The sequence below is a fragment of the Pseudomonas sp. 31-12 genome, assembly GCF_003151075.1.
Taxonomy (GTDB): domain Bacteria; phylum Pseudomonadota; class Gammaproteobacteria; order Pseudomonadales; family Pseudomonadaceae; genus Aquipseudomonas.
The window spans coordinates 6304674-6327360 of record NZ_CP029482.1 but is presented as its reverse complement, the minus strand read 5'-3'; the positions used below and the strand labels follow the sequence as shown (position 1 = coordinate 6327360).

The 22687-nt window shown below is 60.0% G+C and carries 18 protein-coding genes; 12 read left to right on the top strand and 6 right to left on the bottom strand.

Features of this window, described 5'->3' with window-relative positions:
* Positions 1-58 precede the first annotated feature (58 nt).
* Positions 59-520: a response regulator gene (locus tag DJ564_RS29970; protein ID WP_109635392.1), complete on the top strand. Its 462-nt coding sequence runs from the start codon at positions 59-61 to the stop codon at positions 518-520.
* A gap of 58 nt (positions 521-578) precedes the next feature.
* On the opposite strand, the gene DJ564_RS29965 is transcribed toward DJ564_RS29970, so the two are convergent.
* Positions 579-2756: a malate synthase G gene (locus DJ564_RS29965; RefSeq protein ID WP_109635390.1), complete on the bottom strand. Its 2178-nt coding sequence runs from the start codon at positions 2754-2756 to the stop codon at positions 579-581.
* Between the two features lie 558 nt (positions 2757-3314).
* Between DJ564_RS29965 and DJ564_RS29960 the strand changes: the two genes are divergently transcribed.
* Positions 3315-3833: a glycine cleavage system protein R gene (locus DJ564_RS29960; RefSeq protein WP_109635388.1), complete on the top strand. Its 519-nt coding sequence runs from the start codon at positions 3315-3317 to the stop codon at positions 3831-3833.
* A gap of 215 nt (positions 3834-4048) precedes the next feature.
* Here DJ564_RS29960 and rarD read toward each other — a convergent pair whose 3' ends face one another.
* The 5 genes from rarD to DJ564_RS29925 all read right to left on the bottom strand — a co-directional run bounded on the left by rarD (position 4049) and on the right by DJ564_RS29925 (position 9920).
* Complete coding sequence (gene rarD, locus DJ564_RS29955; RefSeq protein WP_109635386.1) at positions 4049-4936, bottom strand: EamA family transporter RarD; 888 nt, start codon at positions 4934-4936, stop codon at positions 4049-4051.
* Between the two features lie 176 nt (positions 4937-5112).
* Positions 5113-6087 (bottom strand): serine/threonine protein kinase, encoded by a 975-nt coding sequence (locus tag DJ564_RS29945; protein ID WP_109635384.1) that lies wholly within the window; start codon positions 6085-6087, stop codon positions 5113-5115.
* Between the two features lie 182 nt (positions 6088-6269).
* Entirely contained in the window at positions 6270-8171 is a 1902-nt protein-coding gene (locus DJ564_RS29940) for a PhoX family phosphatase (RefSeq protein WP_109635382.1), read from the bottom strand.
* A 58-nt stretch (positions 8172-8229) separates the two neighbouring features.
* Positions 8230-8994: a TOBE domain-containing protein gene (locus tag DJ564_RS29935; RefSeq protein WP_109635381.1), complete on the bottom strand. Its 765-nt coding sequence runs from the start codon at positions 8992-8994 to the stop codon at positions 8230-8232.
* Positions 8995-9179: 185 nt separating this feature from the next.
* Positions 9180-9920, bottom strand: coding sequence for a ComF family protein (locus DJ564_RS29925; protein WP_109635377.1), 741 nt, complete (start codon positions 9918-9920; stop codon positions 9180-9182).
* Between the two features lie 92 nt (positions 9921-10012).
* On the opposite strand from DJ564_RS29925, the gene bioB reads away from it, so the two are divergent.
* The 10 genes from bioB (at position 10013) to DJ564_RS29870 (ending at position 22492) form a co-directional block, all read left to right on the top strand.
* On the top strand, positions 10013-11068 hold the full coding sequence (gene bioB / locus DJ564_RS29920; protein WP_010467114.1) for a biotin synthase BioB: 1056 nt from the start codon (positions 10013-10015) through the stop codon (positions 11066-11068).
* A 162-nt stretch (positions 11069-11230) separates the two neighbouring features.
* Positions 11231-12409: an 8-amino-7-oxononanoate synthase gene (bioF, locus tag DJ564_RS29910; RefSeq protein WP_109635376.1), complete on the top strand. Its 1179-nt coding sequence runs from the start codon at positions 11231-11233 to the stop codon at positions 12407-12409.
* Positions 12402-13133, top strand: coding sequence for an alpha/beta fold hydrolase (locus DJ564_RS29905; RefSeq protein ID WP_109635374.1), 732 nt, complete (start codon positions 12402-12404; stop codon positions 13131-13133). The genes bioF and DJ564_RS29905 overlap by 8 nt, the downstream gene beginning before the upstream one ends.
* Positions 13126-13938, top strand: coding sequence for a malonyl-ACP O-methyltransferase BioC (gene bioC / locus DJ564_RS29900; protein WP_109635372.1), 813 nt, complete (start codon positions 13126-13128; stop codon positions 13936-13938). The genes DJ564_RS29905 and bioC overlap by 8 nt, the downstream gene beginning before the upstream one ends.
* Positions 13935-14615 (top strand): dethiobiotin synthase, encoded by a 681-nt coding sequence (gene bioD / locus DJ564_RS29895; protein ID WP_109635370.1) that lies wholly within the window; start codon positions 13935-13937, stop codon positions 14613-14615. Before bioC ends, bioD begins: the two co-directional genes overlap by 4 nt.
* Positions 14616-14722: 107 nt before the next feature.
* Positions 14723-15019 (top strand): pyrroloquinoline quinone biosynthesis protein PqqE, encoded by a 297-nt coding sequence (locus tag DJ564_RS29890; protein WP_109635368.1) that lies wholly within the window; start codon positions 14723-14725, stop codon positions 15017-15019.
* Between the two features lie 280 nt (positions 15020-15299).
* Entirely contained in the window at positions 15300-17105 is a 1806-nt protein-coding gene (locus tag DJ564_RS29885; RefSeq protein WP_109635366.1) for a phenylacyl-CoA dehydrogenase, read from the top strand.
* A 241-nt stretch (positions 17106-17346) separates the two neighbouring features.
* Complete coding sequence (locus DJ564_RS29880) at positions 17347-18636, top strand: GGDEF domain-containing protein (RefSeq protein ID WP_109635364.1); 1290 nt, start codon at positions 17347-17349, stop codon at positions 18634-18636.
* Between the two features lie 90 nt (positions 18637-18726).
* On the top strand, positions 18727-20523 hold the full coding sequence (locus DJ564_RS29875; RefSeq protein WP_109635362.1) for an acyl-CoA dehydrogenase C-terminal domain-containing protein: 1797 nt from the start codon (positions 18727-18729) through the stop codon (positions 20521-20523).
* Between the two features lie 190 nt (positions 20524-20713).
* A complete protein-coding gene (locus tag DJ564_RS29870; RefSeq protein WP_109635361.1) occupies positions 20714-22492 on the top strand; it encodes an acyl-CoA dehydrogenase C-terminal domain-containing protein in 1779 nt (592 codons plus the stop codon).
* The last annotated feature ends 195 nt before the right edge of the window (positions 22493-22687 follow it).

The following is a 22687-nucleotide window of genomic DNA, read 5'->3' as shown; positions in this document are numbered from 1 at the left end:
TGCTTAGCGATGTCTGACGGAAGTGCTAGGGGATTGAATTGAAAACGTAGAGAAAGCCATGTCCGACCACGATATTTTGAGTGACGCCGAGCGCGAGGCGCTGAATGCCGTCATGCTGGAACCTGACTTGCCACCCCAGCGGGTGCTGATCGTCGATGACGATAAAGACGCGCGGGAACTGTTGTCGGAGATTCTTGCGTTGGACGGTATTCGTTGCATGACGGCTGCCAGTGGCGAAACCGCACTCAAGATGTTGAGCGAGAAACCCTCGATTGGCCTGGTGATTACTGATCTGCGCATGGGGCACATCGGTGGTCTGGACCTGATCCGGGAAGTTCGCGAGTCGGTAAGGGCGGCAATGCCGATCATCATTGTTTCCGGCGACGCCGACGTGCAAGACGCGATTGCCGCCATGCATTTAAGCGTGGTCGACTTCCTGCTCAAACCTGTCGATACCGGCAAGCTGTTGGAGCTGGTCAAACATGAGTTGGGAATAATGGATGAGCAAACCCCGATTTGAAACAAAAAGGCCCTGATCTTTCGATCAGGGCCTTTTTTGTCCGGCGTCAGCGCTTTAGTTACAGGCCATTGGCAGCCTTGAACTCGCGACGGCGACGGTGCAGGACCGGCTCGGTGTAGCCGTTCGGCTGCTTGGTGCCTTCAACCACCAGTTCGACCGCCGCCTGGAAGGCGATGTTGCTGTCGAAGTTCGGTGCCAGCGGGCGATACAGCGCGTCGTTGGCGTTCTGACGGTCAACCACTGGCGCCATGCGCTTGAGGCTTTCCATCACTTGCTCTTCGGTGACGATGCCGTGACGCAACCAGTTGGCGATGTGCTGGCTGGAAATACGCAGCGTCGCACGGTCTTCCATCAGGCCGATGTCATTGATGTCCGGCACCTTCGAGCAACCCACGCCCTGATCGATCCAGCGCACCACGTAACCGAGAATGCCCTGGGCGTTGTTGTCCAGTTCGTTCTTGATCTGTTCCGCGGTCCAGCTCGGGTTCACGGCCAGCGGGATGCTCAGGATGTCGTCCACCGAAGCGCGCGCACGTTTGGCCAGTTCGGCCTGACGGGCGAACACGTCGACCTTGTGGTAATGCAGCGCGTGCAGCGCGGCGGCGGTCGGCGATGGAACCCAGGCGGTGTTGGCGCCGGCCAGCGGGTGAGCGATTTTCTGTTCGAGCATCGCCGCCATCAGGTCGGGCATCGCCCACATGCCTTTACCGATCTGGGCGCGACCTTGCAGGCCGGTGCTCAAACCGATATCGACGTTCCAGTTCTCGTAGGCGCCGATCCACTTCTCGGCCTTCATGTCGGCCTTGCGCACCATCGGGCCGGCTTCCATGGAGGTGTGGATTTCGTCGCCGGTGCGGTCGAGGAAACCAGTGTTGATGAACACTACGCGCTCGCTGGCGGCCTTGATGCAGGCCTTGAGGTTGACCGTGGTCCGGCGCTCCTCGTCCATGATCCCGACTTTCAGCGTGTTGCGCGGCAGACCGAGGACTTCTTCGATGCGACCGAACAGCTCGTTGGTGAACGCGGCTTCTTCCGGGCCGTGCATTTTCGGTTTCACAATGTAGACCGAACCGGTGCGGCTGTTCTTGCGCGAGCTGTTGCCATTTAGGCTGTGGATCGCCGCCAGGCTGGTGATCAGGCCGTCAAGAATGCCTTCCGGCACTTCGTTGCCATCTTTGTCGAGGATTGCATCGATGGTCATCAGGTGACCGACGTTACGCACGAACAACAGCGAACGACCGTGCAGGCTCAATTCTTTACCGTCGACACCGGTGTAGGTGCGATCGGCGTTCATGGTGCGGGTAAAAGTCTGACCGCCCTTGGAGACTTCTTCTGACAGGTCGCCCTTCATCAGGCCGAGCCAGTTGCGGTAGATCACCACTTTGTCATCGGCATCGACAGCGGCGACGGAGTCTTCGCAGTCCATGATAGTGGTCAACGCGGCTTCCATCAGGATGTCTTTGATGCCGGCAGCGTCGGTCTGGCCGACCGGGGTGCTGGCGTCCACCTGGATTTCGAAATGCAGGCCATTGTTTTTCAGCAGGATCGCGGTCGGTGCAGCCGCATCGCCGTGGAAGCCGATCAACTGAGCGTCGTTACGCAGGCCGGAGTTGCTGCCGCCTTTGAGGGCGACCACCAGTTTGCCGTCAACGATCTTGTAGCCGGTGGAATCGACGTGAGTGCCGGCCGCCAAGGGCGCGGCTTCGTCGAGGAAGGCGCGGGCGAAGGCAATGACCTTGTCGCCGCGAACCTTGTTGTAGCCTTTGCCTTTTTCCGCGCCGTCGGCTTCGCTGATGGCGTCGGTGCCGTAGAGCGCGTCGTACAACGAACCCCAGCGGGCGTTCGAGGCATTGAGCGCGAAACGGGCATTCATTACCGGCACCACGAGCTGTGGACCGGCCATGCGGGCGATTTCGTCATCGACGTTTTGCGTCGTTGCCTGGAAATCAGCCGCTTCTGGCAGCAGATAACCGATGTCTTGCAAGAAGGCTTTATAGGCCACAGCGTCGTGTGATTGACCGGCACGGGATTGGTGCCAGCCATCGATACGAGCCTGGAAATCATCGCGTTTGGCGAGTAGGGCTTTGTTCTTCGGCGCCAGGTCATGAATGACCTTGTCGGCACCGGCCCAGAACTTATCGGCGGTGAGGCCGGTACCGGGAATGGCTTCGTTGTTCACGAAGTCGAACAGGACTTTGGCGACCTGCAGGCCACCGACTTGAACGTGTTCAGTCATTGCTTGCCTCACTCTGCTCAGCTATTTCGCTTTTCAGCTCTTCAAATTAACAATGAAGCCTCTGGCTATTTAAACCACAAACCCCTTCCACCAGTACATGCCATTTCGGGCGGCTGGGATGGAACCGATCAACGGCGTTGAGGCCTTGCTGATAGGGCTTTCAGGGCTGCGACTGTGCCGGTGGCAGACATCGATCCAACGTTATGTAGTGCGCGCTGCGGCATACTACATGATGAATTGCGCTTGTGAAAATTAGACTAATTACGTCGTTCTGCGACCCCATGACGCATTGCGGTCACGTCGGGGATGGGGATGTTCTCAAAAAAGTATTAGATTGTTCCAGTTAAATATATAAAGTTGTACACGATTTGTTTTTTTTAGCGGTATAGGCGGCGCTTGCCTTCGCGAGCAAGCCCGCTCCCACAGGTCCTGCGCAATCCTTGTGGGAGCGGGCTTGCTCGCGAAGGCGTCAGGCGATTCAGCGCAGGACCAGCGCAGAAACGGCCCTTGCCTATACTTGCTTTTCTATAACAAAAGTCATGACTAGAGGGCTGCGCCATGGACCACCTCGTACTCACTGTTTTCGCTCCGGACAAGCCAGGGCAGGTCGAGCGCATTGCCCAATGCATTGCCGAGCATGGCGGCAACTGGCTGGAGAGCCGCATGTCGCGTATGGCCGGGCAGTTTGCCGGGATTCTCCGGGTGGGTGTGCCGGCCGAAGCCTACGATGAGCTGGTCGATGCTCTGAAGGCGTTGTCCGCCCACGGTATTCGCGTGCTGATCGCCGAAAGCGGCATCGAGCAATCCTGCACCTGGAAGCCTATTGCCATGGAATTGTTGGGTAATGACCGCCCCGGGATTGTCCGCGACATTACCCGCTTGCTGAGTGAACAAGGGGTGAACCTGGAGCGACTGGTGACCGAAGTGCGTCCGGCGCCGATGAGCAGCGAGCCGCTGTTTCACGCCGAAGCGATTCTGGCGGTGCCGCTCACCTTATCTCTGGATGTATTGCAGTCACGGCTGGAAACCTTGGCCGACGATCTGATGGTGGAGTTGGTGCTGCGCAGCGAACCCTGACAGGGTTATCCAAGTTATACGTGCACCTGCCTGTGGATAACCTGTAGAGACAGCCCGCCAGCCCACGCCGGCCGGGCTTCTTCAGGATCTGATCAAAAAACCAGCAGTTTCAACAAGTTGCGCACAAACGGCGGGGATCACGCTGTGGATAACCTTGGGAAGGATCAATACAGGCCACGAAGGGCGTGGCCTGTAGAGGTTTGTGTGTTTTTTGATCAGCTGCGGCGGCGCATACTGATTACCGCATCGACGCTGTAAATCGCCAAGCCGGCCCAGATAAAAATAAACGCGACCAGCGTGCTGGAAGACAAGTGCTCGCCAAACAGCAGCACGGCTTGCAACAGCACCAGCGTCGGCGCCAGGTACTGGAGAAATCCCAGTGTGGTGTAGGGCAAATGCCGTGCGGCGGCGTTGAAACACACCAGCGGCACCAACGTCACCGGCCCAGCCGCCACCAGCCACCAGGCTTCGGAGGTGGTCCAGAACTCGGGCTGAGCACTCATGGCCGTCTGATTGAACAGCAGCCAGGCAATGGCAATCGGCACCAGCATCCAGGTTTCCACAACAAGACCGGGCAGCGCTTTGACCGGTGCTTGCTTGCGGATCAGGCCGTAGAAACCGAACGTCAACGCCAGCACCAGCGACACCCACGGCAGACTGCCGACCTGCCACACCTGTTGCGCCACGCCGACCGCCGCCAGTCCCACGGCGATCCACTGCATGCGCCGCAGCCGTTCGCCGAGGATCAACATCCCCAGCAGCACGTTGACCAAGGGGTTGATGTAGTAACCGAGGCTGGCCTCGAGCATGCGCCCGTTGTTCACCGACCAGACGTAAGTCAACCAGTTGGCCGCAATCAGCGTGCCGCTCAGGGCCAGAATCGCCAGTCGTTTCGGGTTGTCACGCAACTCACGCCACCAGCCCGGATGCTTCCACACCATCAGCAGCAAGGCACCGAACAGCGCTGACCACAGCACGCGGTGGATGATGATCTCCACGGAGGGCACGTTGGCGATGGCTTTGAAGTAGATAGGGAACAGGCCCCAAATGATGTAGGCACTCAGACCCAGGATGTACCCGCGACGCGGGTTGGCAGCTTGCATGCAGAATCCTTGCTTAGGCAGCTAACAAAGAGGGGATTGTAAGGAGATTTGCAGGAATGGTCGCGGACCAATGTGGGAGCGGGCTTGCTCGCGAAGGCGTCAGTACAGGCGACATCATCGGTGAATGCCAGTCCGTCTTCGCGAGCAAGCCCGCTCCCACTGGGAATTTGTAGTTGTTAGAAGAGTTTCAGCGGTTCTTCGTTCAGCGCAGCCAATTGCTCACGCAACGCCAACACCTGATCTCCCCAATACCGCTCACTTCCAAACCACGGAAAACTATGGGGGAACGCCGGGTCGTCCCAGCGGCGGGCGAGCCAAGCGCTGTAGTGCATCAGGCGCAAGGCGCGCAACGGTTCGATCAGCGCCAGTTCCCGCGGGTCGAAGTCGTGGAATTCGTTGTAACCGTCCATTAATTCTGACAACTGACCGAGACATTCCTGGCGATCACCGGCCAGCATCATCCAGATGTCCTGAACGGCCGGGCCCATGCGACAGTCGTCGAGGTCGACGATGTGGAACATTTCGTCGCGACACATCATGTTGCCGGGGTGGCAATCGCCGTGCATTCGGATGTTCTGGTGTGGCGTCGCCTTGTAGACCTCTTCCACGCGCTTGAGCAGGTCGCGGGCCACGGACTCGTAGGCTGGCAGCAGGCTTTTGGGCACGAAGTTGCCTTCGAGCAATGTGGTCAGCGAATCGTGACCGAAGTTCTTTACACCCAGCGCTTCACGGTGTTCAAACGGCTTGGTCGCACCGACGGCGTGCAGCCTGCCGAGCAGTTGGCCCAGGCGATACAGCTGATCGAGATTGCCCGGCTCCGGCGCACGGCCGCCACGGCGGGGGAACAGGGTGAAACGGAACCCGGCATGTTCGTGCAGGCTGGCGCCGTTGTGAATCATCGGCGCGACCACCGGCACGTCGCATTCGGCGAGTTCGAAGGTGAACTGGTGCTCTTCGAGAATCGCTTCGTTGGTCCAGCGCTGCGGACGGTAAAATTTGGCGATCAGCGGCTCGGAGTCTTCGATGCCGACTTGGTAGACGCGGTTCTCGTAGCTGTTGAGCGCCAGAATGCGCGCGTCGCTGAGAAAGCCGATGCTTTCGACGGCATCGAGCACGAGGTCTGGGGTGAGGGTTGCAAACGGGTGGGCCATGCTGACTCCTGCGCGCAGCAGGCTGCCGCGTCCGGCCAAGCATGGTAGCGCAGACGGGCCGTCTTTAGTGTTAAGGCTTGAGATGAGTGGTGTTGCCATCGCTAGCAGGCTAGCTCCCACAGGGGATTTGCGGTGTGTCGCAGATCCAGTGTGGGAGCGGGCTTGCCCGCGAAGAGTCCCTATCAGGCGCCGACGATCCCGCCATCTTCACGCGTGATAGCCATCACCGATGACCGCGGCTTGCCATTCGGCAGATGCTCAGGGAACGTCGATCCCCCGTTCTCCCCCGGATGCTGAATCCCGACAAACAGCGTCTTCTGATCCGGTGAAAAGCTGATCCCCGTCACCTCGCAACCCACCGGCCCCACCATGAACCGACGAATCTCCCCGGTCACCGGGTCGGCACACAGCATCTGGTTGTTACCCATACCGGCAAAATCCCCGGCATTGCTCGAATCGCCATCCGTGAGAATCCACAACCGTCCGGCGTTGTCGAAGCCCAGGCCATCCGGGCTGTTGAACATGTTCTGCGGCGTGATGTTCGACGAACCGCCCTTCGGCGTGCCAGCGTGGACGCCCGGGTTGCCGGCGACCACAAACAGGTCCCAGGCAAAACTTTTCGAGCCGTGGTCGTCGCGGTCGGTGCGCCAGCGCAGGATCTGCCCGTAGATGTTCTTCTCGCGCGGGTTCGGTCCGCCCACGGGCTGGCCGTCTTCGCCGCGTTTGGCGTTGTTGGTCAGCGTGCAGTAAACCTGGCCATCTTTCGGGCTGACGACGATCCATTCCGGACGGTCCATGCGTGTGGCTTTCACCACGCTGGCCGCGAGGCGCGCGTGAATCAGTACTTCGGCCTGATCGGCAAAACCACTGCTGGCGTCGATGCCGTTTTTACCGTGGGTCAGTTCGATCCACTCGCCCTGGCCTTTGGGGTGATCGGCGTTGCTGTCGCCCGCATCGAAACGTGCCACGTACAACGTGCCGTGGTCCAGCAGGTCGCGGTTGGCCTTGGGGTTTTTGTGGTTGATCTTGTCGCGGCTGACGAATTTGTAGATGAACTCGCCGCGCTCATCGTCGCCCATGTAAACCACGGCGTGACCGTCATTGGTTTCAGCCAGGGCGGCGTTTTCATGTTTGAAGCGGCCCAGGGCGGTGCGCTTGACCGGCGTCGATTGCGGATCGAACGGGTCGATTTCCACGACCCAGCCGTGGCGGTTGAGCTCGTTCGGATTCTTCGCCAGGTCGAACCGCTCATCGTGTTGATGCCAGTTGATCTCTTTACTGGTTGCCACTACACCGTAGCGTTTTTGCGCGGGATCGAATTTCTGCTCGGCATTGCTGCTGCCGAAGCAATCGGTGAAGTTTTCTTCACAGGTCAGATAGGTGCCCCACGGCGTCTTGCCGTTGGCGCAGTTCTGGAAAGTGCCGAGGACATGCTTGCCCTGCGGGTCGGCGCTGGTTTTCACCAAGGCATGACCGGCGGCCGGACCGCTCAGGTTGATCGGCGCGTTGCCGTGGATACGACGGTTGTAGCGCGAGCCCTGGACGAATTGCCATTGGCCGTTCTTGCGCTGCACTTCGATCACCGACACGCCTTCGCAGGCAAGCGCCTTGTGCACCTCTTGCGCCGATTGCGGCATGCCGCCGTGCGGGTAGAGGTAGCGGTAGTTGGTGTATTCATTGTTGATCGCCATCAGCGCCCGGTCTTTCTCGCCCGGAAACTCGAACAGGCTCATGCCGTCGTTGTTGTCGCCGAACTGGACTTCCTGCTGCTCGGCGGTGCCGTTGCCACTCGGGTCGAACGCCGGACCGTTTTTCTGTAAAGGCTGGCCCCAACTGATCAACACCGAGGACTTGTAACCCGGCGGCAAGGTAATGGCGTCGCTGGTGGTGGCGGGAATGCTGTCAAAACCCAACAGTTTGCTGGAGGCTGCACTGACACTCGCGGCCAGCACGCTGCGGCTCAGAAGGTTGCCGCCGAGGAACATGGCCGCACCGCAGAGGGCGCCGGCGCTGATGAAACCACGGCGGCTGAGACCGACCATTTTCTCGAGGTCGGTGGACTGGTTTTCTTCTAATAGGCTCACATCAGGCTCCCTGTTGGTTTTTGCAGCCACCTTAAAGAGCGTCGATGAAGCTTTTGTTTCAGAGTGGAGTGCCGAGCAAAACATTGGACGGCGCGAACTGCACCCGCACCGGTTTGTCTGCGGCAAGACCTAGCGTTCGCAAGTGCAGCGGCTCGGCCAGTGCGCAGAGGGTCTGGCCGTTGGGAAGGCCGATTCGCACTTCGCTGGGGCCGTCTTTGGCATCGAGAATGGTTTCGATCATGCCCGTGAGGCAATTGTTGCCGGGTGTTGTTTGTTGATCGATGCCCAGCAACTCCAGCCAACCGGCCTTGATCAGGGCCACGACTTCGGTGCCGGTCTCCAGCTCCATGCGCAGGGTGCTGTCGTGAGTGATCTGCGCATCGAGGGTCAAGCCTTCGGCCAGTTCAAGACGGACTCGATCGTTGTGCCCCTGGCTGCCGATCGCCACGATCTTTCCGTGCAATTGATTGCGCGCGCTGGTTCTGAGCATCAGCCGACCGAGCAGGTCCAGGTCGCTGGCATCTTCCGCGGCTTCCAGCACCTGGGCCTGCAATGCTTGCAGCTTTTGATACAGGCGCAGCACGCGCTCACCTTCGCTGGAGAGCTTGGCGCCACCGCCGCCCTTGCCGCCGACGCTGCGTTCCACCAGCGGTTTTTGCGCGAGGTTGTTCAGCTCATCGATGGCATCCCAGGCCGCCTTGTAGCTCAGCCCCGCGCTTTTCGCGGCGCGGGTGATCGAGCCCTGTTCGGCGATGTGCTGCAGCAACGCGATGCGCTGCGGGCGACGGACAATGTGCTGAGACAACAAGGTGGGCAAGGACATGGAGAGAGGCTTTGGGTTGTGGCGATGGGGAGGACGTTGGCGGCTTGGACTGCTGGAGTCAAGTCAGACCACAAACCCTGTGGGAGCGGGCTTGCTCGCGAAGGCGTCGGTTCAGTCGACATCGATGTTGAATGCCAAGCCGCCTTCGCGAGCAAGCCCGCTCCCCCAGGTTTTGCGCCCCTGGGTTAAACCGCTTCGCCGGGTTTGGGCGTGCGGGCCAGGCAGTAAACATCGACCCGTGCCGCGCCAGCGTCCATCAACAGGCGGGCCAGGGCCTGTGCGGTGGCGCCAGTAGTCAGCACGTCGTCCACGATCGCCAGGTGCCGGCCCTTGATGGATGCTTCGGGCACCAGCGCAAAAGCATTGCGCAGGTTCTTCTTGCGCGCATCGGCATTCAGGTCTTGTTGCGCGCTGGTGTCCTGAATCCTCAGCAGCAGTTTTTCATCGCAAGGGATGTTGAGGCTGTCACCGAGCCAGCGGGCGAGCATCGCGGCCTGGTTGAAACCCCGTTGACGCAGGCGTTTAGCAGCAAGCGGAACAGGGACCAGAGCGTCGGGCCTATCAAGGTCCTCATCGAAGCGGTGTTGCAGGTATTGCGCGAGAAGTTCGCCGAGCAGGCGGCCAAACGGCCACTTGGCGCTGTGCTTGAAGCGCGTGATCAACGTGTCCACCGGAAAACTGTAAGTCCAGGGCGCAGCGACCCGCTCGAAAGCCGGCGGCAGTTTTAAACATGGGCCACACGTCAGGCCGGCCGCAGGCAATGGCAGGGCGCAGGTCTGGCAGTGATCCCCCAACCAGGGCAGGTCCGTTTCGCAGGCCATGCAGATGGGCCTGACTTCTTCGGTGGCCTCGCTGCAGAGTAAGCAGTGTTGATCATTGTTTAACCAGATGTAAACCTGTCCTACGTATGGTGGTTGACAGCGCATCGCTCTTCCTTAAATATGCCGAACATCCGTGTCGCGTCTGTGGGTATTCCATCCCCCGACCGCTTGCCAAGCATAAAACAAAGGAAACGCCCATGAGCGCCAGCACCTCTGCAACCCTGCGTCATGACTGGTCTTTGGCCGAAGTCAAAGCACTCTTCGTTCAGCCATTCAACGACCTGTTGTTCCAGGCGCAAACGGTGCACCGCGCGCATTTCGACGCCAACCGCGTCCAGGTTTCCACCCTGCTGTCGATCAAGACCGGCGCCTGCCCGGAAGATTGCAAATATTGTCCGCAGTCCGGTCACTACAACACCGGCCTGGAAAAAGAAAAGCTGATGGAAGTGCAGAAGGTCCTCGAAGAGGCCGCTCGCGCCAAGGCCATCGGTTCGACCCGTTTCTGCATGGGCGCGGCGTGGAAACACCCGTCGGCCAAAGACATGCCTTACGTGCTGGAAATGGTCAAAGGCGTGAAAGCCATGGGCCTGGAAACCTGCATGACCCTGGGTCGCCTGGATCAGGACCAGACCGTTGCGCTGGCCGACGCCGGCCTCGATTACTACAACCACAACCTCGACACCTCGCCGGAGTTCTACGGCAGCATCATCACCACCCGCACTTACAGCGAGCGCCTGCAAACCCTGGCTTACGTGCGTGAATCGGGGATGAAGATCTGCTCCGGCGGCATCCTCGGCATGGGCGAGTCCCTCGATGACCGCGCCAATCTGCTGATCCAGCTGGCCAACCTGCCCGAGCATCCAGAGTCGGTGCCAATCAACATGCTGGTGAAAGTCGCCGGTACGCCGCTGGAAAACGCCGAGGACATCGACCCGTTCGACTTCATCCGCATGCTCGCCGTCGCGCGCATCCTGATGCCGCAATCCCACGTGCGCCTGTCCGCTGGCCGCGAAGCGATGAACGAGCAGATGCAGGCCCTGGCGTTCTTCGCCGGTGCCAACTCGATTTTCTACGGCGAAAAACTGCTGACCACCGCCAACCCGCAGGCCGACAAGGACATGCAACTGTTCTCGCGCCTGGGGATCCTGCCGGAAGCGCGCGAAGAGCACGCGGACGAAGTGCATCAGGCCGCGATCGAACAAGCGCTGGTTGAGCAGAAGAGCAGCGAGCAGTTCTATAACGCGGCTGTTTAACGCCCTCCTCTGAAGGAATACAAGACACTGTGGGAGCGGGCTTGCCCGCGATAGCGATTTATCAGTCGACTTCTATGTTGAATGTGACGCCGTCATCGCGGGCAAGCCCGCTCCCACAGGGTATTGCGTCGTCGCTTCTGAATTCTGCCCCGTGAGGCCTGCATGTCTTTCGATCTCGCCGCACGCCTTGCTGCCCGTCGTGCCGAAAACCTCTACCGCCAACGCCCCCTGCTCGAAAGCCCTCAAGGCCCGGAAGTGGTGGTCGACGGTCAGCCATTGCTGGCGTTCTGCAACAACGATTACCTGGGCCTGGCCAATCATCCGCAAGTGATCGAAGCCTGGCGCGCCGGTGCTGCTCGTTGGGGTGTCGGTGGCGGGGCGTCGCATTTGGTCATTGGCCACAGCACGCCGCATCATGAGCTGGAGGAAGCGTTGGCCGACCTGACCGGTCGCCCGCGTGCGCTGCTGTTCACCACCGGTTACATGGCCAACCTCGGCGCGGTCACCGCGTTGATCGGGCAGGGTGATACGGTGCTGGAAGACCGCCTCAATCATGCCTCGTTGCTGGATGCCGGTTTGTTGTCCGGCGCGCGTTTCAATCGCTATCTGCACAACGACGCGGCCAGTCTGGCCAAGCGTCTGGAGAAGGCGACCGGCAATACGCTGGTGGTCACCGACGGCGTGTTCAGCATGGACGGCGATATCGCCGACTTGCCGGCGCTGGCCCGGGAAGCCAAGGCTAAAGGTGCGTGGCTGATGGTTGATGACGCGCATGGCTTCGGTCCGCTGGGCGCCAACGGCGGCGGGATCGTCGAGCATTTCGGCCTGAGCCAGGAAGACGTGCCGGTGCTGGTCGGCACCCTCGGCAAGGCATTCGGCACTGCGGGTGCCTTTGTGGCTGGCAGCGAAGAGCTGATCGAAAGCCTGATCCAGTTTGCCCGCCCCTATATCTACACCACCAGCCAACCGCCGGCCTTGGCCTGTGCGACGCTCAAAAGCCTCGAGCTGCTGCGCACTGAACATTGGCGTCGCGAGCATCTGAAAGTGTTGATCCGCCAGTTCCGGCACGGCGCCGAGCAGATCGGCCTTGAGTTGATGGACAGCTTCACGCCGATCCAGCCGATCATGATCGGCGATGCCGGGCGTGCGGTTCGACTGTCGCAGATGCTGCGCGAGCGCGGGCTGATGGTCACGGCGATTCGTCCGCCCACCGTGCCCGCCGGCAGCGCGCGTCTGCGCGTGACCCTGACCGCGGCCCACAGCGAGGCACAGGTGCAGCTATTGTTGAATGGACTGGCCGATTGTTTCCAACAACTTGGACCGGAGCCAAGCCATGCGTGATCGACTGATTCTGCTGCCCGGATGGGGCCTCGGAGTTTCACCGCTGGAGCCGTTGGCAGCCGCGTTGCAGGGGCTGGATGAGCATCTGCGGGTCGAGATCGAGCCGTTGCCGGAACTGGAATCGAGCGAGCTTGAAGAGTGGCTCGATGAGCTGGATTCGACGATCCCGCAAGACGCCTGGCTCGGTGGCTGGTCCCTCGGCGGCATGCTTGCGTCTGAGCTGGCGGCGCGTCGGGGTGATCGTTGCTGCGGCTTGCTGACCCTGGCGAGCAATCCTTCTTTTGTCGCCCATGAGCAGTGGCCGAGTGCGATGCCTGGCGAAACCTTCGATGCGTTTCTCGCCGGTTGCAAAGCCGACCCGCGGATGACGTTGAAGCGCTTTTCACTCCTTTGCGCCCAAGGCTCGGAAGATCCTCGCGGGCTGTCGCGGTTGTTGCTCGGTGGGGCGCCGCATACCTCAGAAGCGGTGCTGATGAGCGGACTGGAAGTGCTCGCCCAACTGGATACCCGTCAAGCGTTGCAGGCATTTCGCGGTCCACAACTGCATTTGTTCGCCGGCCTCGACGGTCTGGTTCCGGCGGAAGCGGCGGGTGATTTGTTGGCCTTGCTGCCGGACGTCGAAATCGGTCTGATTGAACAGGCCAGCCATGCGTTTCTTCTGGAAGATCCCCACGGTGTGGCGGGGGCGATCCAGGCCTTTTTGCACGAGTCCGGTGATGACTGATTTATCTCTCCCCAATCTGCCCGGCGGCTTGCCCGACAAGCGTCAGGTAGCGGCCTCCTTTTCCCGCGCGGCGGCGAGCTACGACAGCGTGGCTGAACTGCAGCGCGATGTCGGCAGCCAGTTGTTGAGCCGTTTGCCGGATGATTTTGTACCGGGCGTCTGGCTGGATCTGGGATGCGGCACCGGGCATTTCAGCCGGGCATTGGGCGAGCGCTTTCCTGCCGGTCACGGACTGGCAATGGACATCGCCGAAGGCATGCTCAACCACGCCCGGCCACTGGGCGGCGCCACGCATTTCATCGCCGGTGATGCCGAGCACTTGCCGCTGCAGGATTCGACCTGTGATCTGATCTTCTCGAGCCTGGCGGTGCAGTGGTGTGCGGATTTCGAATCGGTGCTCAGTGAGGCGTATCGGGCCCTGAAGCCGGGTGGGATTTTCGCGTTTGCTAGTCTTTGCGTAGGAACGTTGTTTGAGTTGCGTGACAGCTGGCGGCAGGTGGATGGCATGGTGCACGTCAATCGCTTCCGCGAGTTGGGGGTTTATCAACATTTGTGCGCGTCCAGTGGCTTGAAGGTCGTCGGCCTGCAAACCCGTGCGCATGTGTTGCATTACCCGGATGTGCGCAGCCTGACGCATGAACTCAAGGCACTGGGCGCGCACAACTTGAACCCTGGTCGGCCGGGTGGTTTGACCGGTCGCGCGCGGATCCTCGGCTTGATCGAGGCTTATGAGCAGTTTCGTCAGGCCGAAGGATTGCCAGCGACTTATCAGGTGGTCTACGCCGTGTTGGAGAAACCCGTATGAGCGCAGCCTATTTCATCACCGGCACGGACACTGATGTCGGCAAGACCACCATTGCAGCAGGCTTGTTGCATGCTGCGCGGTCGGCGGGCATGAGCACGGCGGCGGGCAAACCGGTCGCTTCCGGCTGTGATGTGACGCCCAAGGGATTGCGTAATTCCGATGCGCTGGCGCTGTTGGCCGAGTGCTCGTTGCCTTTGACTTATGCACAGGTCAACCCGGTGGCGTTCGAACCACCGATCGCTCCGCACCTGGCCGCGCGGGAGGCGGGCGTGGCGCTGACGGTGCAATCACTGTTGACGCCGATGCTCGACATTCTCGACATGCAGGCGGATTTCACCTTGATCGAAGGCGCCGGCGGCTGGCGCGTGCCATTGGCGGATCAGGACAATCTGTCGGATCTGGCGATGGCGCTGGGCCTGCCGGTGATTCTGGTGGTCGGGGTGCGCCTGGGCTGTATCAATCATGCGCTGCTGACCGCCGAGGCGATCGCGCAGGATGGTTTGCAGCTGGCGGGTTGGGTGGCCAATATCATTGATCCGAAGACCTCGCGTCTGGAAGAGAACCTCGCGACTCTTGCCGAGCGGATTCCCGCGCCTTGCCTTGGACGAGTGCCGAAACTCAAATTGGTGACTGCAGAAGCGGTGGCGGAACATCTGCAACTGGATCTGCTGGATTGAGATTTTGCCTATGACAAGGCACTGTGCCATTAGTGTTTTTGTCGGGCCTTTTGCCATCAGGTCTGTTTCAATGGCCACTGTTGTTCCTTTTTAGGACGAGTTCTCCCATGGAAATCTCAGGAAACACCGCTTTTTATGCCGGTCTGAGCACTATTCAGACAGGGCAGAACCGTGTCGATCAGGCTTCCGGCCAGATCGCCAGCAGCACCATCGAGCGCTCGGTGACCAGCCAGTCTTCCGCAGTCCAGGTTGATCGCCTGCGTTCGGTAGACCGCAGTCAGCAGTCGGACCTGGCCAGCAGCATGGTCGAGATGGCCCAGGGCAAGTTTCAGGTTGAAGCCGGCGCCAAAGTCGCCAAGGCTTCCGATGAAGTGCTTGGCACGTTGATCGATACCTTCGCTTGATCCCTCGCTGAATCCGCATCACTAAAACGCCGCGATTATTCGCGGCATTTTTGTGCGTAAGTCCTTCTCCCTCAACTAATCTTTCCTGCAAGGCCTGTTGCGTTGTCAACGGCGGCAGCGCGGCCGCGTGTCCGGCATTTGCGTGGCGTGATGACGAACGGCAAAAGATCGGCGCTTGACAAGATTTGGTCGTAAACGTATGTTTCAAACAACTGTTTGACCGTCACAACAAATCAACACGGTCGTTCATTCCCGGTTACATCAGCAGAGGTTTATCGCTATGCCTGACTACAAGGCCCCCTTGCGTGATATTCGCTTCGTTCGTGACGAACTGCTCGGCTACGAAGCGCACTATCAGAGCCTTCCGGCTTGTGCAGACGCAACTCCTGACATGGTTAGCGCCATTCTCGAAGAAGGCGCCAAGTTTTGTGAGCAGGTACTGGCTCCGCTGAACCGCGTGGGTGACACCGAAGGCTGCACCTGGAGCGAGTCCGGCGTTAAAACCCCGACCGGCTTCAAAGAAGCCTACAAGCAATTCGTTGAAGGCGGCTGGCCAAGCCTGGCCCACGACGTAGAGCACGGCGGCCAAGGCCTGCCGGAGTCTCTGGGTCTGGCGGTCAGCGAAATGGTTGGCGAAGCCAACTGGTCGTGGGGCATGTACCCAGGCTTGTCGCACGGCGCGATGAACACCATTTCCGAGCACGGTACGCCTGAGCAGCAAGAGGCTTACCTGACCAAATTGGTGTCCGGCGAATGGACCGGCACCATGTGCCTGACCGAACCGCACTGCGGCACCGACCTGGGCATGCTGCGCACCAAGGCCGAGCCTCAGGCCGACGGTTCCTACAAAGTTTCCGGTACCAAGATCTTCATCTCGGCCGGCGAACACGACATGGCCGACAACATCGTCCACATCGTGCTGGCACGTCTGCCGGATGCACCGGCTGGCACCAAAGGCATTTCGCTGTTCATCGTGCCGAAGTTCATGCCGAACGCTGACGGTTCGATCGGCGCTCGCAACGCCGTGACCTGTGGTTCCCTGGAACACAAAATGGGCATCCACGGTAACGCCACCTGCGTGATGAACTTCGATGCGGCCACCGGTTACCTGATCGGCCCGGCGAACAAAGGCCTGAACTGCATGTTCACCTTCATGAACACCGCACGTCTGGGTACTGCGCTGCAAGGTCTGGCCCACGCCGAGATCGGCTTCCAGGGCGGCCTGAAATACGCTCGCGATCGCCTGCAAATGCGTTCGCTGACTGGCCCGAAAGCGCCGGAAAAAGCCGCTGACCCGATCATCGTTCACCCTGACGTGCGTCGCATGCTGTTGACCATGAAAGCGTTCGCCGAAGGCAACCGCGCAATGGTTTACTTCACCGCCAAGCAAGTCGACATCGTCAAATACGGCGTAGACGAAGAAGAGAAGAAGAAAGCCGACGCACTGCTGGCCTTCATGACTCCAATCGCCAAAGCCTTCATGACTGAAGTCGGCTTCGAATCCGCCAACCACGGCGTGCAAATCTACGGCGGCCACGGCTTCATCGCCGAGTGGGGCATGGAGCAGAACGTTCGCGACAGCCGCATTTCGATGCTGTACGAAGGCACCACCGGTATTCAGGCACTCGACCTGCTGGGCCGTAAAGTGCTGATGACTCAAGGCGAGGCCCTGAAAGGCTTCACCAAGATCGTCCACAAGTTCTGCCAGACCAACGAAGGCAACGAAGCGGTCAAAGAGTTCGTCGAGCCATTGGCTGCGCTGAACAAAGAGTGGGGTGAGCTGACCATGAAGGTCGGTATGGCCGCCATGAAAGATCGCGAAGAAGTCGGCGCGGCCTCGGTGGACTACCTGATGTACTCCGGTTACGCCTGCCTGGCCTACTTCTGGGCTGACATGGCGCGTCTGGCTGCCGAGAAGCTGGCTGCCGGCACTTCCGAAGAGGCGTTCTACACCGCCAAGCTGCAGACTGCGCGCTTCTACTTCCAGCGCATCCTGCCGCGTACCCGCACTCACGTTGCAACCATGCTGTCGGGTGCCAACAACTTGATGGACATGAGAGAAGAGGACTTCGCGCTGGGCTACTAAGCCTTAACGCTGTTCTTCACAAAGCCGCTATCCCTTCGGGGGTAGCGGCTTTTTTGTTCTTGGGAAAAGTAAAAGCAGTCGCCCGCGATTGTTGATGGGATCTAGGCACTGCCCACCCGGTCTACGGCCACTGATGCACCCGCTAAAAAAACCTGACAATTGACTCAGTAAGTCAGCATTTCTGCCGTTACAGTAGGTGGGCACAATGCCATCTATTGTCATGACGGTCGGAGCTTTACCCTTGCCGCGTTCTTCCGCTGTACGTCTCAGCCATTTCCTACCGTCGATACTGCTTTTACTTGCGGGGCTTGCGGCCGCTTACATCAAGGATCTCAACGTCTTCTTCACTTCGCTGTTCAACGTGCTGCCAACCCTGGTGCTGTTGCTCGGCGGTGCGTACTGCGCGGTTTACCGAAGGCAGCGTGAGCTGTTTCTGATGGTCACGGTGTACATCGCCTACTTCCTGCTCGATACCCAGACCGACTATTACCGCGACCACGGCAAGGTTCGTGATGACGCAGCAGTGATTTTCCATCTGTGTTGCCTGTTGCTGCCGCTGTTGTTCGGCGTGTTCGCAGCCTGGCAGGAACGCACTCATCTGTTTCAGGACATGGTGGCGCGTTTCGCAGTGTTGCTGGCCGTCGGCAGTGTCGCGCTCGGGCTGGAGCAAAGTTATCCCCAGGCCTTGCTGATGTGGCTTTCGGAAATCCGCTGGCCAGCGCTGCACGGCGCCTGGATGAGCCTGATTCAGCTGTCCTATCCCGTATTCATCGCCTCGTTCCTGCTGCTGAGCTGGCAATACTGGCGTAACCCGAGACCTTTGCACGCCGCACAGCTGGTGGGTTTGCTCGGGTTGTTCTGGGCGCTGCCGAAAACCTTCATCCTGCCGTTCACCCTGAACATCATGTGCAGCCAGGTGATGTTGATGATTGCCGCAGCGGTCGCTCACGAGGCGTATCAAATGGCCTTCCGCGACGAGCTCACCGGCCTGCCGGGTCGTCGCGCCTTGAACGAACGGATGCAGCGGTTGGGGCGCAATTACGTGCTGGCCATGAGCGACGTCGATCACTTCAAGAAATTCAACGACACCCACGGTCACGATGTCGGCGACCAAGTGCTGCGACTGGTCGCCAGCAAACTGTCGAAAATCGGCGGAGGCGGTAGGGCGTATCGCTACGGCGGAGAGGAATTTGCTCTGGTGTTCGCTGGCAAGACCCTCGAAGAGTGCATGCCGCACCTGGAAGTCATCCGCGAGTCCATCGCCACTTACAACATTCAACTGCGCAACCAAGACGCCCGCCCGCAGGACGACCAACAGGGGCGTCAGCGTCGCGCGGGCTCCGGCGCTTCAAGTGTGTCGGTCACCGTCAGCATCGGTGTCGCCGAACGCGTGGAGCAACGAACCCCCGAAAAAGTGCTCAAGTCCGCTGACGAAGCGCTTTACAGCGCCAAGGGCGCCGGGCGGAATTGTGTGGTGGCCTTCGGTCAGACTCGCCGTGGCGCGGTGCGCATGGACGCCGCTGCGGGTTGAGTGATGATGGCGCATTCAGCGTCTGGACTGTGATTGTGAGGCAAGGTGGGCGGCAGTAGGTTTGAGGGATCTGCTGACGGAGAAATGACCATGCCCGAATACAAAGCTCCCCTGCGCGACATGCGCTTTCTGATCGACCACGTCTTCGACTTCCACACCAACTACGCCGCGCTGGGTGCCACCGACGCCAGCCCGGATATGGTCAATGCGATCCTCGAAGAAGGCGCGAAGTTCTGCGAGAACGTTCTGGCGCCGTTGAACCGCAGCGGCGACGAAGAAGGCTGCCATTTCGACAATGGCGTGGTGACAACGCCTACAGGTTTCAAGCAGGCTTTCGCACAATACGTGGAAGGCGGCTGGCATGGTCTGGCGGCTGATCCGGCGTATGGCGGCCAGGGTTTGCCAAGCTCCCTGGGCCTGGTCATTAGTGAAATGGTTGGCTCCAGCAATACCTCCTGGGGTATGTACCCCGGCCTGACCCACGGTGCAATGTCGGCCATCCATGCCCACGGCACCGACGAGCAGAAAAACACCTACCTGAGCAAACTGACGGCCGGCCAATGGACCGGCACCATGTGCCTGACCGAGGCCCATTGCGGTACTGACCTGGGCATCATCAAAACCCGCGCCGTCCCTTCCGCCGACGGCAGCTACGCGGTTTCCGGCAGCAAGATCTTTATCTCGGCCGGCGAACACGACATGAGCGACAACATCATTCATCTGGTGTTGGCGAAACTGCCGGACGCACCGGCAGGCACCAAGGGCATTTCCCTGTTCATCGTTCCCAAATTCCTACCCAATGCCGAGGGTGAAGCCGGCGAGCGCAACGGCGTTTCCTGCGGCTCGATCGAACACAAAATGGGCATCAAGGCCTCGGCCACCTGCGTGCTGAACTTCGACGAGGCCAAGGGCTTCCTGATCGGCGAGCCGAACAAGGGCTTGAACTGCATGTTCACCATGATGAACCACGCGCGGCTCGGCACCGGCATGCAGGGTCTGTGTCTGGGTGAGGCGAGCTTTCAGGGTGCTATCAAGTACGCCAACGATCGCCTGCAAATGCGCTCGCTCACCGGTCCCAAAGCACCGGAAAAAGCCGCCGATCCGATCATCGTTCATCCCGACGTGCGCCGGATGTTGCTGACCATGAAGGCCTTCAACGAAGGCAACCGCGCCCTGACCTATTTCACCGCGCAGTTGCTGGACGCGGCGCATCTGAGCCCGGATGAAACGGCGCGCCAGGACGCCGAAGACCTGTTGGCATTTCTCACGCCGATCTGCAAAGCCTTCATGACCGACACCGGGCTGGAAGTGACCAACCACGGCATGCAAGTGTTTGGCGGCCATGGGTTCATCCGTGAATGGGGTATGGAGCAGCTGGTTCGTGACTGCCGGATCGCGCCGATCTACGAAGGCACCAACGGCATTCAGGCGCTGGATCTGCTCGGGCGCAAAGTGCTGGGCAGCCAGGGCAAACTCCTGCGTGGCTTCACCAAAATCGTCCATAAGTTCTGCGCGGCGAATGCCGAGCATCCACAACTGGCCAGCTATGTGGCGCAACTCAATGGCCTGAATCAGCAATGGGGCGAGTTGACCACCCAGGTCGGCATGGCCGCGATGAAGAATCCGGACGAAGTCGGTGCTGCGTCGGTGGATTACCTGATGTACAGCGGTTACATCATCCTCGGCTATTTGTGGCTGCGCATGGCGCTGGTGGCTCAGGCACAACTTGACGCGGGCATCGGCGATGCCGACTACTGCCGGGGCAAACTGGCCACCAGCGAGTTTTACTTCAAGCGTTTGCTGCCCCGCACCGCCGCTCATCGGGCGGCCATCGAAGCGGGCAGCGATTGCCTGATGAAGCTGCCGGCGGAGTTGTTTGCGCTTTAGTCTTTGTAAAACCAGACACAAAGAAGCCCGCCTCGTTTGCGGGCTTTTTCATGACTGAATGGTCAGTGACTAAACATTACAAAACGGTCACTGGCTGACCCTATGTGTCGCAAAAGTTGTTGGGTTACACTCGGACCCAACGAAAACACCATTCCCACGAATCACCTGTTTAGATCTTGCGAGGTTTGCCATGGCTGACTACAAAGCGCCCCTGCGCGATATGCGCTTCGTCCTCAATGAAGTCTTCGAGGTCGCCAAACTCTGGGCCGAGTTGCCGGCGCTGGCCGAGACCGTCGATGCGGAAACCGTCGAAGCCATTCTCGAAGAGGCCGGCAAGGTCACAAGCAAAAGCATCGCGCCCCTGAGCCGTGCGGCTGACGAAGAAGGTTGCCATTGGGCGGACGGTGCCGTCACCACTCCGGCCGGTTTCCCACAGGCTTATCAGACGTATGCCGAAGGCGGCTGGGTCGGTGTCGGTGGCGATCCGACCTACGGCGGCATGGGCATGCCCAAGGCGGTTTCCGCGCAAGTCGAAGAAATGGTCAACTCCGCCAGCCTGTCCTTCGGTCTGTACCCGATGCTGACCGCGGGCGCCTGCCTGTCGATCAACGCCCACGCCAGCGAAGAGCTGAAAGCCGCGTACCTGCCAAACATGTACGCCGGGGTCTGGGCCGGCTCCATGTGCCTGACCGAGCCGCACGCCGGTACGGACCTGGGGATCATCCGCACCAAGGCCGAGCCTCAGGCCGACGGTTCCTACAAAGTCAGCGGCACCAAGATCTTCATCACCGGTGGCGAACACGACCTGACCGAAAACATCATCCACCTGGTGCTGGCCAAACTGCCGGACGCACCGGCGGGGCCAAAAGGTATTTCGCTGTTCCTTGTGCCGAAGTTCATGGTCAATGCCGATGGCAGCCTGGGCGCGCGCAACCCGGCGAACTGCGGTTCGATCGAACACAAGATGGGCATCCAGGCCTCCGCGACCTGCGTGATGAACTTCGACGAAGCCGTGGGTTACCTGGTCGGCGAGCCGAACAAAGGCCTGGCGGCGATGTTCACCATGATGAACTACGAGCGTTTGGGTGTCGGTATTCAGGGCCTGGCCACCGGCGAGCGCTCGTACCAGAACGCCGTCGAATACGCCCGCGACCGTCTGCAAAGCCGTTCGCCGACCGGCGCGCAGAACAAGGACAAGGTCGCTGACCCGATCATCGTCCACCCAGACGTGCGTCGCATGCTGCTGACCATGAAAGCCTCAAACGAAGGCGGTCGTGCCTTCTCCACTTACGTGGCCATGCAACTGGACACCGCCAAGTTCAGCGAAGACGCGACCACCCGCAAGCGTGCGGAAGATCTGGTCGCTTTGCTGACCCCGGTGGCCAAGGCGTTCCTCACCGACCTCGGTCTGGAGACCACCGTTCACGGCCAGCAAGTGTTCGGCGGCCACGGTTACATCCGTGAGTGGGGCCAGGAGCAACTGGTTCGTGATGTGCGCATCACCCAGATCTACGAAGGCACCAACGGTATTCAGGCGCTGGACCTGGTAGGGCGCAAGATCGTCGGCACCGGCGGAGCGTTCTACAACCTGTTTGCGGACGAAATCCGTCACTTCACCGCCAGTGCCAGCGCTGACTTGGCAGAGTTCACCAAGCCTCTCAACGATGCCGTGACCACCCTCGATGAACTGACCTCGTGGTTGCTGGACCGGGCAAAAAACAACCCGAACGAAATCGGCGCGGCGTCGGTCGAGTACTTGCAAACTTTCGGTTACGTGGCGTACGCCTACATGTGGGCGCTCATGGCCAAGGCAGCCCTGGGCAAAGAAGCGCAGGACGATTTCTACGCGAGCAAGTTGGGCACGGCGCGGTTCTATTTCGCCCGTCTGTTGCCGCGTATTCATTCGTTGAGCGCGTCGGTGAAGGCGGGGAGCGAGTCGCTGTTTCTGCTGGACGCTGCACAGTTCTGACCCGATAGCGTCATGTAAGCATTCTCTTACATGACGTGCTGCTGTTCTCCCATAGGCGAAAATTGGATCCAGAGCTAATCTACTTCACATGGACGTCGCGCAGGAAGCGCAAAGCAACAACACGGACACGTAGGATTCTGCCAGGACGGCGGAGTGAAATGGATGTCAGGGAAACAGTCTGCAAAGCCCCGCTTC